The sequence below is a fragment of the Acinetobacter calcoaceticus ANC 3811 genome, from assembly GCF_000399665.1.
GTDB classification, from domain to species: domain Bacteria; phylum Pseudomonadota; class Gammaproteobacteria; order Pseudomonadales; family Moraxellaceae; genus Acinetobacter; species Acinetobacter calcoaceticus_B.
The window spans coordinates 2,098,693-2,111,000 of record NZ_KB976986.1; the positions used below are offsets into that span (position 1 = coordinate 2,098,693).

Below are 12,308 nucleotides of genomic sequence, written 5' to 3' on the forward strand. Positions count from 1 at the left end.
TGCTACTGATGAACATATTTACATAATTGAGTGTCTTTTGTTTTTTTCAAGGGCCACATAAAAAAGCTGCCAAAAATGACAGCTTTTTTTAAAGTTGGGTCTATAAAGCACCATTGCCTAACACAATACCTTCACGGCGTGGGTCTACCCCACCTGCGTATTTACTCTGATTATTAATATTTACTTTCATAATCGTTGAAATACCGCTGGTTTGCGCAGTGTTGGCAACGCCATGCCCTTTTGCTTTTAAACCTTCAATCAAATCAAGCAAAGAAAGCTGCACATTCGAGCTATCTACATTGGTGTTTTTGCTATTGGTTGTACCAAAGTTAACAAGCGAAGTGGCCTGCTGTGCGTTTAAGTTCCAGTCCAACGCACCCACCAAAGTTTTAACCACATATTGAATGATCGTACCGCCACCTGGTGAACCTGTTGCCATATAAAACTCATCTGGCGTAGTGCCTTTAAACACTAAAGTTGGCGCCATGGTACTGCGTGGGCGTTTGCCCCCTTCAACACGGTTAGCAACCAGCGCTCCAGTGCTGTCTAGCGGGTTGGCGCTAAAGTCAGTTAACTGGTTCGACAGCAAGAAACCATCCACCATGTGGAATGAACCCATGCTCGATTCAACAGTCGATGTCATTGAAACCACATTGCCATAGGCATCTACAATCGTGAACTGAGTTGTACCGTGTTCAACAGTGGTGTCGACTCCCGAAGCAGGGTTGAAATTACCCGCTGGTGCAACGCCCATACTTTGGTTCGGGTTAATCAGTGCTGCACGTTGTTTCAGGTAATTTTTATCAATAAAACTTGCAATACCCTGTGCTGGTAAAGCGATAAAGTCAGTATCAGCCACATATTTATCACGGTCAGCGTAGGCCAAGCGCTCTGCCTCAGACACTAAATGCACGCCCATCACATCCGGTACGCCACCTTCATTTTCAGGGTTTTTAGGTGGATAAAGCGACATATCAAAGTTTTCTAAAATACCCAGCGTTTGCGCAACCGCAATCCCTCCCGAAGATGGAGGCGGCATGGTACAAACATAGTAACGGTCACGATACGTCGTACAAATTGGGTCGCGTTTTTTTACTTGATAGTTCGATAAATCCTGCAAGGTCATTAAGCTTGGCGTAATCGGAGTTTTTGCTGGGTCATCCCCTAACGTCTGTCCTGCTTTTGTCACAATTGCTTGGGCAATTGGCCCTGTGTGCAACGCATTTGCGCCTTGCGTAGCAAGTGCTTCTAGGGTTTTTGCATAGGCTTTATTGGTCATGGTCTCACCGACTTTACGAGGTGAACCATCAGTGTAGAAATAGGTTGCCATTGCATTTGCATCAAGCGCTAAGCTGTTTGCATTACTTGAAATTGCGTCTGCCAAGCGGCCCGGAATGCGGAAACCGTTATCAGCTAACTCAATCGCTTCACCAAAAAGCTGGTTCCACTTAAGCTTGCCATGTTCCTGTTGCGCTTGTTCAAGCAAACGCATCACACCCGGCACACCAATCGAGCGACCACTACGCCGCGCACTTGGTACAGGTGCTGGTGAATTTGGGTCATATATATCTTGGCGAATTAAATAATATTCATTGGCTGCGGCTGGTGCTGTTTCACGACCATCATAGGCAGTGACTTTTTTGGTTTTGGCATCGTAATACATCATAAAACCACTACCCGCAATGGTGCTCGATTGAGGCTCGACTAAACCCAGCACCGCTTGTACCGCAACGGCTGCATCGACTGCGCTACCACCTGCTCTTAAAACATCACAGCCCGCTTTTACCGCAAGTGGTGTGTTTGCCACCACCATATATTTATCTGCGTATTTAACCGTGTTACCGAGTCTATAACCCGATGCACCTTCAGGCGCTGCTGGATCACCATTTTGGTTTGAACCGACCACCACGTTTGAACCATCTTGTGCCAATTTGCTACAACTGGTGGGGTCATTATCAACAATTAAATTCGGCGGGGTTGTATTTGAATCATCCTTGGGCTGATCTGAAGAATCATCTCCACATCCTTGTAATAAACCGACTGCTAATAAACTACTGAACAAAAATGAATATCTTTTATTCACGTGATAACTCCAATATATACGCTTGCCTATCCATGCAATTGCCATGCAAGCTTCTTTGTTTTCAGGTATTAAGTTTTTTTAATCTTTGATAAAAATAAGGTTTTATAATATTGAATGTTTAAGGGCGTTTTATCCTGTGCCCTGTCTTAAGCCTCCTTGCTTGATATCACACGCTTTTATATCTGATCTGCCCGATTCTGGCATGCTTTATTTAGTGAAATACAGGCAAAATCTACCATTTATAGACTCGCTTTATTTTTTAATAGAGCTAAAAAAAGCACCTCCGAAGAGATGCTTTTATCTTTAGTGAGAAGGCATTCCGCCGACGTCCCCTTTGGGTTTCGGACACAGCCAAATGACCAGCCCCGCAAAGACAAACACCATTGCAAATAGCAAAAACACATGGTTTGCTGACATGGTAATCGCTTCTTTATCAACGAGGTTTGAAATGATTCCTAAAGTCGAGTCAGCCGAAAAACCATTTTGCGCAAGGTTATTTTGAACTTCGGCAGTATTTAGATTTGATACCATTTCACTGCGTGCAACTTTGGCGTGGTCGTCCCACACGGTCACTGCAATTGACGCCCCTATCGCTCCTGCCATGGTTCTCAAGAAGTTCATAAGGCCCGCAGCAGATGCAATCTCTTGCTGGTGTACCGAACCGAGTGCAATATTCGACAGTGGAATAAAGAAGAACGGCACAGCAAAACCTTGCAGGATTTGTGGCCAAGCCAGCGACATAAAGTCGGCATCTGTGGTCCAGAATGCTCGCATTAAGGTCACAGCACCCAGCAAAATCAAACCGAAACTCGCCAGAGCTCGTGGGTCATGTTTGGTCGAAAGCTTTGCCACAATCGGTGACATGGTCAAACTACCAAAGCCCATGGTTGCGGTTAAATAGCCGGCCCACGTGGCGGTATATGAAAGGTTCATTTGCAGCCACTGCGGGATCAGCACAATACTGCCAAAGAACGCTCCAAAACCAAGTGATAAGGCCAGTACCGAAACTGCAAAGCCCCTATGCCTAAAGACTTTCACATCCACGACGGGGTGTTTGTCGGTTAGCTCCCATATGAGGAACACCACAAAGCCAATGGCGGCAGTTAAGCCTAACAACACAATGCTGGTGCTATTAAACCAGTCACGTTCGTGCCCTAAATCGAGCATGAGCTGTAGTGCGCCAATCCACAAAATTAACAGACCTAAACCAACGGTATCAATTCTTAAAGAAATCGTTTCTGTTTCGGCTGGTTTAAGCAATCGTATAGCTGCTAAAACACAAATAATGCCGACTGGTATGTTAATAAAGAAAATCCAGTGCCAAGATAAGTTGTCACTAATCAGACCACCCAGAATTGGTCCTAAAATTGGCCCAACGACGGTCGTCATTGCCCATAGGCCCATTGCTTGTGCATGCTTTTCTTTAGGGAAAATACGCATGAGCAAGGTTTGGCTGAGTGGCATGAGGGGGCCACCGCATAGACCTTGTCCAATACGGAAAAACACCAGCATGCCTAACGAGTTTGCTAGACCGCACAAGAAAGAAAAAATGGTAAAACCAATCAGGCCAAAAATAAAAACCCGAACGGTACCAAAGCGCCCTGCAAGCCAACCTGTTAAAGGTACACAAATCGCTTCTGCAACAGCATACGACGTAACAACCCATGTTCCTTGTGTGCTTGAAACAGCAAGGTTACCGGTAATGTGCGGTACAGATACGTTGGCAATGGTCGTATCGAGCACGACCATAAAGTTCGACAAGGCAATAACAAACGCTGCCAGTAATAAACGGCCACCGCTTAGTTCGGCAAAAGGTGTTTGCGTTTTCATAAGCGTTTACTTCGCAGATAAGTCGACTTTTGCTTCCATCGACAAGCCAACACGCAGTGGGTGTTCAGCAAGTTCTTTCGGGTCAAGTGCAATACGAACTGGTAAGCGTTGAACCACTTTAATCCAGTTACCTGTTGCATTTTGAGCCGGAATTAAGGCAAAGGCAGAGCCTGTACCACCAGAGAAGCCCATCACTTTGCCGTGATATTCAACATCGTCGCCATATAAATCTGAAGTAAGCGTAACGATTTGACCCGGACGGACTTTTTTCAACTGACTTTCTTTAAAGTTCGCATCTACATATAAATCATTAAGCGGCACAATCATCATCATGCTGGTGCCCGGTGCAACACGTTGGCCAACTTGAATATTACGACGTGTGACCACACCATCGACTGGCGCACGAATCACGGTACGTTCTAAATCAAGCTGAGCTTGTTCAACATGTGCCTGTGCAACTTGTACATCAGGTGTTGAAACTTCGCTTACACCCTGAATTAAGGCTTCGTTTGCAGCTAACGTGCTTTCGGCAGCTTTACGGCTTGAAGACGCTTGCGCTAAACCTGCTTTTGCAAGCTCTAGCCCTGCTTTTGCTGTTTCAACTGCACTTTGTGCCTTAGTGAGTTCTTCTTTAGACACTGCACCAGACGCGGCAAGTTGCGCACGGCGGTTGAGCTCTAACCCAGCTTTGTCGTAGTCAGCCTGAGCTTGAGCAACTTGTGCTTTGGCACTGTTAATTTCGTCAGCACGCACTACAACTTGAGAGTTTAAAGAGCTACTGTTTGCCGAAGTTTGTTTGTATTGGCGTTTTGCTTTGGCGAGTTCTGCCTCAGCTTGAGCCAGTGCAATTTTGGCATCACGTTCATCAATACGAACGAGCACGTCACCACGATGTACCGTTTGGGTATCTTTTACAACAACCTGAGCGACCTGTCCGCTCACCATTGAGGTAATTTGCGCGGTTTCTGCACCGACATAGGCATTATCCGTACTCACGGAATGATTTAAAAATAATGCCCAGATTGCATATAAAATAGCGGCGATCAATAAAATCAGAGCAAAAAAACCAAGAAATTTTTTGCGCTTGTTTTGATTGTTGTCATCCGAGGCAGATGTTGTTGGCACTGTTTCTTCTACATTGCTTTGTGCATCAGTCATGGTATGTTCCTAAAGATGAGTTGGCTTTGCCATCAATCTCGCACTACACCTTGCTATAGAGTTTTTATTTTTCTCTAAACAAGACATATCGCATTGTCAAAGGAGCTAATTTTAACGCTAAAACCTCACAATATGAGAATAAAAATTTATAACTCATGCGTTCGTTCTAATTAAATGAATGTTTATCTCAAAGTTTTTATGAAAATTTCAGCTTTTCAAACACTAAAAAAAGCGCACTTGGCGCTTTTAAATGTCTCAATTCATTGCTTAATAGGCATATGAAGCAATACCCGCAGCAATGGCTTTCTCTTCATCATTGACCATGGTCATGCGCATGGTACAGCCCTTACGTCCTAAACGTAGCACTTCAGCGCGTGCAATAAAATACTTACCACGCCCCGGCGCCAAATAATCTACACGCATGTCGACGGTTGCCAAACGCGTTACTTGTTTAATTGTTTCAGGCAAGGTTTCAGGTGTCGAACGACGATATAGATGTTCCATTGCCACAATTCCGCCAATACTATCGAGCAAAGTTGCAGCAACGCCGCCATGTAAAACCTGAAAAGCCAGATTACCAATCAGATTCGGTTGCATTTCAACATAGCCTTCAATGTGGCCGTCTACCACACGCATAATCATTCCACTATGCTTAAAAAAAGGGCAGCTATTAAACGCTTTACATAACTGGTTGAGAACCACGTTTAGGTCAGTTTTGGTGCCTAAATGAATGTTCCCAGTCCAATTTTTCTTTTCATCACTCATACATTGCCTAAATTTAAAAGCATGATAAACACCCATAATTTTGTACAAATCCAACATTATGGGGCTACAATACAGCAGTCGGTTGACAGTAATGGAATATCCGCCAACCTCTCCTAGTGTAATACCGAACATCGAGATTGTTATGACTTATACGTTCAATCGTCCTGCATTTCCAGCCACTCGCATGCGCCGTATCCGTAAAAATGACCAGTTGCGTGCGATGGTCAGCGAAACACAGCTCACTACCAATCACTTGATTTATCCAGTATTTGTATTACCGGGACAAAATCAGACCCAAGATATTCCAAGTATGCCAAACATTCAGCGTTTGTCAGCAGATTTATTACTGAAAAAAGCTGAAAGACTTCTGGAATTGGGCGTATCAAAACTGGCTCTTTTTCCAGTCACCCCTCAAGAAGATAAAAGCCTCACCGCAGAAGCTGCATGGCATGAAAATGGTCTAGTACAAACCACCTGCCGTTTGCTTAAAAAAGAATTACCAGAAATGGTGTTAATCACTGATGGTGCCCTCGACCCTTACACCACGCATGGTCAAGACGGCATTATTGATGAAACTGGCTATGTGCTGAATGACGAGACTGTCGAATGCTTGATTAAACAAGCGTTAAGTCACGCAGAAGCAGGTGCCGAAGTGATTGCACCAAGTGACATGATGGATGGCCGTATTGGCGCGATTCGTCAGGCTTTAGAAGCCAATGGTCACATCTACACCAACATCATGGCCTACTCTGCGAAATATGCGTCTAGCTTCTATGGCCCATTCCGCGACGCTGTTGGCTCTGCATCCAACCTAAAAGGTGGTAATAAATATAACTACCAGATGGACTTTGCCAACCGTGCCGAAGCGTTACATGAAATCGCGCTTGATATTCAAGAAGGCGCCGACATGGTGATTGTAAAACCCGGCATGCCATATCTAGATGTGGTACGTGAAGTGAAAGATACCTTTGGTGTTCCAACATTCATTTATCAAGTGAGTGGCGAATATGCGATGTTAGCCGGTGCAATTCAAAATGGCTGGTTATCAGACTCAGTCATTTTAGAATCACTCATGTGCTGCCGCCGTGCTGGTGCAGACGGGATCTGGACTTACTTTGCAGAAACCGCAGCCGAAAAACTCAAGGAAATGAACTAAGTTCGCAGAGAAAGGATAACACTGCATGCATATTGCAATCATTGGCGCGGGCATAAGTGGATTAATGTCTGCGCTGGAGTTGGTTGAACAAGGCTGTACTGTCAGCATTTTTGATCAACAACAAGCGGGACAAGCAGCCTCTTGGGCTGGCGGAGGCATTCTTTCTCCGATGTACCCGTGGCGCTATGTGCATGCAGTGAACCAACTTGCTCAATTTGGCAAAGCCTCTTATCAAGCATGGAACCAAAAACTCTCCTCTGTTACAGGCATTGATTTTGAAATTCATGACACAGGCATGCTCATTTTTGATGAAGAAGATTTTGACGTCGGACTTTCCTACGCCGAGCAACATCAAGAACCTATGCAACGCTGTGAATATTTACAGCGAGATGCGCTAGAACAAGTTAACCCACATATTTCCGATCAGTTTCAAGAAGCGATTTATTTCCCCGAACTGTCTAATATCCGCAACCCGCGTGTATTACAGTCCCTCATTAGCTATTTAAAACAACATCCAAAAGTTGAGTTTTTTGAGCACTCCGCTGTTAAAAAACTGATTCAACAGGGTGATGCCATACAAGCCGTACAAACTGAAGATGGTCGCAAACACACAGCAGATCATTTTGTAATAACTTCGGGGGCTTGGAGTCATTACTGGAACTCACAATTACAACTCGAAATTCCAGTCGAACCTGTGCAAGGTCAAATGCTGTTGTTTAAAACCCCTGCTCACTGGCTACCGACCATGTGTATGAATCGAGTCATGTATTTGATTCCTCGTATGGACGGTCATATCGTATGTGGGTCTAGCATGGCACATCGTGGTTTTGACACTTCTACTGATGAAACCACTCAGCACAATATTTTAGAAGCATGTTTAGAAATGGTGCCTGAACTGGCCGATTTCCCAATCGTACAGCGCTGGGCGGGACTCAGACCAAGTTCACCAAATGGTGTTCCCTACATTGGCAAAATGCCTGAAATGGATAACCTATGGGCAAACTTTGGTCATTTTAGAAATGGCTTATGTATGGGTGCAGGCTCTGCACAATTGCTCCGTCAACTTATGCTGGGTCAACCGACCTTAGTTGATGCCAAAGCATATTCCCCAGAGCGTTTGCAAAATAAAATCTTAGCCTGACGCCAATATATTCTCTAAAGCCATTTTTAACTGAGGATAAGCAAACTCAAATCCTGCTGCTTGCAGGGCTGCGGATTTGACGTATTGACCATTTAAGATCAATTGCGACTGTTCCCCCAACAAACAGCGAAAAACCGTGCTAGGCGCCGACAATAGTGGTTTCTTATTGAGTACCGCAGCAGCTTGTTCAACAAATACCTTTTGAGTCACACTTTCTGGCGCCACGACATTGTGAATTTGGGCAGATTGAGGATGCTTAAATATAAACTCGATTGCCTTTAATACATCTTTAATGTGTACCCAAACTATCGGCTGACGACCGTGACCAATTTGACCAACTAAATTGAGTCGAATCGGAAGCAACATTTTAGGCAAGATGCCACCGCCCTGCCCAAAGACCACACCTAAGCGAATAATTTTAGTATTTTGCTGAGTATCTGTTAAAGCTGCTCGCTCCCACTCTTGGCAAAGTTGAGACATAAAAATAGGTTGTGGTGAGCTTTGTTCTGTGCACACCTCTGCCCACTTTTCTTGATTATCAATTCCGTAATAGCCAATCGCGGAGCCAGAGACAATCACTTCTGGAAAAATTTCAGATTGCGTGAGCCATGCATACAATTTTCGGGTCGCGTTTACACGGCTTTCAATGAGTTGTTTTTTACGTGACTCGGTCCAGCGTTTTTCGCCAATATTTGCACCTGCCAAATTCACCACATAGTCAATTTGACGTGTCGTAATATCTTCGAATTTTTGCACCCACTGTAAGGCAGGATGGTCAGATTTCTTTCCAGCCTGCCGTGTCACAGCAATCACGTTATAATTTTTTTGCAGCAGGAACTTAATTAAATGCGTTCCGATAAAACCACTGGCACCCGTGATTAATACACTCTTATTCATATTTCCTCCTAAGTTGAGGACTCAAGTTTTATTTAATTATATAAGACCCATTTATATTTAATCGTAGCTGTTTATATAGTGATCTATTGCACATTAAACATTTTGCTTGCCATTCGCTGTGCCTGTTTGCCATAAAACCAGTAGGTAATTAAATAAAGCGGGATAGCTAACATTAAAAGCATAATCACCATAATGCTCAAGAACTGAGGCTGTTTGAGGTAAAGCATAAAGTTTTGCAAAATCTCAGGGTCTTTTCTGGCAAATAAAAACAGGCCAAATAAAACGCCACTCAAGTTATAGCCCCAAAAAATCAGGGTAAAACCTAAAGTAAATTTCTTTTTTTCTTGTACAGTCGGAGCACGGCGTTCTTTCTTTAAAAATTTAAATAAGACAAAAATCATTGCGCCTAAATAGGGAACGGCTGTTAAAATACCGCCTACACTCGCTGGTAATAGTGCTGCAACCACACCAACAACTAAGGTGAGTACGATGCATAAAGCAAAAAACCAGAGAAAGTAAGAACGTAATTTGGTCATATTTTTGCCTAATTTATGGGTTTAAAAAATAATTATAAATTTTTTTCAATTTTTTTTCATTTTTCTGTCAACCAATCTGAATCTCTTGACGTTATATAGGGTAATAAGGTCGCAGCAACCGAATACTTCCTTTGCACGGCATCCGCAAAATTGTTTCGGTGACCTTTCATTACGACGCTTTTCTTCCTTCAGATTAGGTTTTGTTAGCAGCCGAAACCCTTGATGAAGTTTTTGACCGACGATTCTCTCATCACTCGAATCGTCGGTTTTTATTTTCTGGCACTTTCATTTATTTTACGCTCAACATACACAATCGTTATTTCATGGTCATGAAAGCCATGCGTATACTTTTACACCATAAAAATATGTTTTAAAAAATATGAACAACATTGCCTATTTTGAAATCCAGTCTTCAACCCCTGCCCGCGATGCGCAGTTTTATCAAGCTGTGTTTGGCTGGCAATTTAAATTAGATCCAAACTTACCGATTGAATATTACCGTATCGAAACGCCCTCAATTATGGGTGGACTATTAAAACGCCCTGCTCAAACGCCGCCAATGGAATATGGCACCAATGCCTTTACCTGCTCAATTCAAGTCGAGAATTTCGATGAAGTTGCGACAAAAATTTTAGCGCAAGGTGGCATCGTTGCGATGGATAAATTCGCCATTCCCGGTCGCGCTTGGCATGGTTACTTTGTCGATTTAGACCACAACGTTTTTGGTATTTTTCAAGTCGATGAAAATGCAGCTTAAAGATTTTATTTAACGGCTCTATTTATTTGTTAATGTATAGCCACCGCCTTTTTATCGGTGGCTATTTCATATTGATTATTCAGCAAAACTAAAGCTGGCTTCACATGTAATTGGGAAATTCACCGAATTGGCAATCATACATTCATGATGCGCTTCTTCATGTAATTTTGCAGCAAGTTCTTGGTCAGCACCTTTTTCTAAAACAACTTCGGGCCTTAAAATAATTTGGGTAAAGTGACCACGTTTAACTGGATCTGCATCTTCCATAAAGCCAAGTGCATGGTCGATATAACTCACAACATGAATATGGTTGACTGCACATAGGTGCAAATACCAAAGCTTATGACAAGCTGAAGCTGATGCAACCAATAAATCCTCTGGGTTCCATCTAGTCACATCACCCAAATAAGCGGGGTCTGATGAACCTTGAATCGTGGCCTTTTGCGGATGCTGAATACTAAAATCTCTTTTATATGAACGATAAGAAGAAGTGCCTGTTCCTGTATTCCCTTCCCACTGTATTTTTACTTCGTATTCATGAATGGTCATTTTGTTCTCAAAGTTCATGGTTTGCATTGATAGTAACAAAGCAAAGTTTAAAGTGAAAAATTTAATTTAAGTTTCAACTTAGGCTTAAATAACGAGCACTTTAAAATGTCTTGATAAAATCTCCTGCCAATTTATGCTAACGTATCTGTGTTTATTTTGGCTTGATGTCTGTTTCTATGTCCGTACATTTTCTACATACTTCTGACTGGCATTTGGGGCAGTTTTTTTATAATCATTCACGCCACTACGAACACCAACAATTTTTAAGCTGGTTGCTCACTCAAATTCAAGAAAAACAACCGCATGCTCTGCTTATTGCCGGCGATATTTTTGATGTCATTAACCCGGGTTCCCAAGCACAAAAACAACTCTACCAATTTTTAGCAGATGCCCATCGCCTTGCCCCACACATGCAAACGCTCATGATTGCGGGTAACCATGACTCAGGTTACCGTATTGAACAGGTCGAACCACTCTTAGAAAAATACAATGCAAAAACCGTGGGCGTGGTTCGCTGGAATGAAGATAAAACCCTAGATCTCGATCGACTACTTTTACCTATTTATAATCAAAATCAAGAGATTGTAGCGTGGTGTCTTGCCCTGCCTTTTTTACGTTCGGCCGAAATTACGGGTTTTAATGAACATACCACCAACAGCAAAAATGCGATTGCCTATTTGCACCAGCAACTGATTGCAGAAGCCAAACGTCGTAAAACACCAGACCAAGCCCTGATTTTAATGTCGCATGCCCACATGCAAGGTGGGGAAACATCTGACTCTGAACGTCCAATTATTATTGGTAATGAAGAAGCGCTTTCAACCACTTTATTTGAAGATGCTGTCGACTATGTCGCTTTAGGGCATCTGCATAAACCACAAAAAGTGGGTCAGCCGCACATTCGTTATAGTGGCTCGCCTATTCCACTGTCTTTTAGTGAAATTAACTATAAGCACCAAGTGGTGGAGGTCAAAATCGGACCTTCTCAAGACACTGACAACCGTTTGCAATTTGAAGCTGTAAAAATTCCACGTTGCATACAATTGCACCGCATTCGTGGTGAATTAAACGAAGTGCTGCAACAACTCAAAGCCTTACCTCACGGCGTGATTGAAAATATTGACCACCGTGAATATGTCGATATTGAATATTATAGTTTAACGCCGCCACAACCCAATTTACGTCAGCAGTTTGAAGCAGCCTTACCGCCTAACCGCTATCGTTTAGTGCGTATTTCACGTCAATATGTGAATAAAGACGCTACCGATTCAAATACTACTCAGCAAATCGCTCTTGAACCACCAACACCAGAAAAACTCTTTCAAAATATTTGGGAAAAACAAGGTTACAGCGCCGATGATGCGGTCTTAAAAGATTTTCTGAGTCTGGTACAAGAAGCACAAAAAAATCTTGAAAATGATGCAACCCCTTAAGGA

At 43.0% G+C, this 12,308-nt stretch carries 11 protein-coding genes; 4 read left to right on the forward strand and 7 right to left on the reverse strand.

The features are described 5' to 3' along the window. Nucleotides 1-100: 100 nt before the first annotated feature. The 4 genes from ggt to F935_RS11080 all read right to left on the reverse strand — a co-directional run bounded on the left by ggt (nucleotide 101) and on the right by F935_RS11080 (nucleotide 5,836). Nucleotides 101-2,083 carry a gamma-glutamyltransferase gene (ggt, locus tag F935_RS11065; RefSeq protein WP_035366521.1) on the reverse strand — a complete coding sequence of 661 codons (1,983 nt, stop codon included), beginning with the start codon at nucleotides 2,081-2,083 and terminating at the stop codon, nucleotides 101-103. 303 nt (nucleotides 2,084-2,386) lie between these two features. Continuing rightward, a complete protein-coding gene (locus F935_RS11070) occupies nucleotides 2,387-3,913 on the reverse strand; it encodes a DHA2 family efflux MFS transporter permease subunit (RefSeq protein ID WP_016139016.1) in 1,527 nt (508 codons plus the stop codon). 6 nt (nucleotides 3,914-3,919) lie between these two features. Further along, nucleotides 3,920-5,071, reverse strand: a complete 1,152-nt coding sequence (locus tag F935_RS11075; protein WP_016139017.1) for an EmrA/EmrK family multidrug efflux transporter periplasmic adaptor subunit — start codon at nucleotides 5,069-5,071, stop codon at nucleotides 3,920-3,922. A 267-nt stretch (nucleotides 5,072-5,338) separates the two neighbouring features. Further along, nucleotides 5,339-5,836 carry a thioesterase family protein gene (locus tag F935_RS11080; RefSeq protein WP_016139018.1) on the reverse strand — a complete coding sequence of 166 codons (498 nt, stop codon included), beginning with the start codon at nucleotides 5,834-5,836 and terminating at the stop codon, nucleotides 5,339-5,341. 142 nt (nucleotides 5,837-5,978) lie between these two features. On the opposite strand from F935_RS11080, the gene hemB reads away from it, so the two are divergent. Together hemB and F935_RS11090 are read left to right on the forward strand one after the other, a co-directional pair. Continuing rightward, a complete protein-coding gene (gene hemB / locus F935_RS11085; protein ID WP_016139019.1) occupies nucleotides 5,979-6,992 on the forward strand; it encodes a porphobilinogen synthase in 1,014 nt (337 codons plus the stop codon). Nucleotides 6,993-7,017: 25 nt separating this feature from the next. Continuing rightward, the gene (locus F935_RS11090; RefSeq protein ID WP_016139020.1) at nucleotides 7,018-8,133 is read left to right on the forward strand and encodes an NAD(P)/FAD-dependent oxidoreductase; all 1,116 of its coding nucleotides are present in this window, start codon (nucleotides 7,018-7,020) and stop codon (nucleotides 8,131-8,133) included. On the opposite strand, the gene F935_RS11095 is transcribed toward F935_RS11090, so the two are convergent. Then, entirely contained in the window at nucleotides 8,125-9,030 is a 906-nt protein-coding gene (locus tag F935_RS11095) for a TIGR01777 family oxidoreductase (RefSeq protein WP_016139021.1), read from the reverse strand. The two genes, F935_RS11090 and F935_RS11095, sit on opposite strands and share 9 nt — an antisense overlap. Before the next feature lie 83 nt (nucleotides 9,031-9,113). Continuing rightward, entirely contained in the window at nucleotides 9,114-9,566 is a 453-nt protein-coding gene (locus F935_RS11100; RefSeq protein WP_016139022.1) for an ABZJ_00895 family protein, read from the reverse strand. Nucleotides 9,567-9,945: 379 nt separating this feature from the next. On the opposite strand from F935_RS11100, the gene F935_RS11105 reads away from it, so the two are divergent. Beyond that, nucleotides 9,946-10,323: a VOC family protein gene (locus tag F935_RS11105; RefSeq protein ID WP_016139023.1), complete on the forward strand. Its 378-nt coding sequence runs from the start codon at nucleotides 9,946-9,948 to the stop codon at nucleotides 10,321-10,323. 75 nt (nucleotides 10,324-10,398) lie between these two features. Here F935_RS11105 and F935_RS11110 read toward each other — a convergent pair whose 3' ends face one another. Continuing rightward, nucleotides 10,399-10,872: an OsmC family protein gene (locus F935_RS11110; RefSeq protein WP_016139024.1), complete on the reverse strand. Its 474-nt coding sequence runs from the start codon at nucleotides 10,870-10,872 to the stop codon at nucleotides 10,399-10,401. A gap of 164 nt (nucleotides 10,873-11,036) precedes the next feature. Between F935_RS11110 and F935_RS11115 the strand changes: the two genes are divergently transcribed. Then, nucleotides 11,037-12,305: an exonuclease SbcCD subunit D gene (locus F935_RS11115; protein WP_016139025.1), complete on the forward strand. Its 1,269-nt coding sequence runs from the start codon at nucleotides 11,037-11,039 to the stop codon at nucleotides 12,303-12,305. Nucleotides 12,306-12,308: the final 3 nt, after the last annotated feature.

Coding starts and splice junctions, on each gene's coding strand:
- F935_RS11095 (WP_016139021.1), bottom strand. CDS start 9,030: ATGAATAAGAGTGTATTAATCACGGGTGCCAGTGGTTTTATCGGAACG.
- F935_RS11100 (WP_016139022.1), bottom strand. CDS start 9,566: ATGACCAAATTACGTTCTTACTTTCTCTGGTTTTTTGCTTTATGCATC.
- F935_RS11070 (WP_016139016.1), bottom strand. CDS start 3,913: ATGAAAACGCAAACACCTTTTGCCGAACTAAGCGGTGGCCGTTTATTA.
- hemB (WP_016139019.1), top strand. CDS start 5,979: ATGACTTATACGTTCAATCGTCCTGCATTTCCAGCCACTCGCATGCGC.
- F935_RS11075 (WP_016139017.1), bottom strand. CDS start 5,071: ATGACTGATGCACAAAGCAATGTAGAAGAAACAGTGCCAACAACATCT.
- F935_RS11115 (WP_016139025.1), top strand. CDS start 11,037: ATGTCTGTTTCTATGTCCGTACATTTTCTACATACTTCTGACTGGCAT.
- F935_RS11110 (WP_016139024.1), bottom strand. CDS start 10,872: ATGACCATTCATGAATACGAAGTAAAAATACAGTGGGAAGGGAATACA.
- F935_RS11080 (WP_016139018.1), bottom strand. CDS start 5,836: ATGAGTGATGAAAAGAAAAATTGGACTGGGAACATTCATTTAGGCACC.
- F935_RS11090 (WP_016139020.1), top strand. CDS start 7,018: ATGCATATTGCAATCATTGGCGCGGGCATAAGTGGATTAATGTCTGCG.
- F935_RS11105 (WP_016139023.1), top strand. CDS start 9,946: ATGAACAACATTGCCTATTTTGAAATCCAGTCTTCAACCCCTGCCCGC.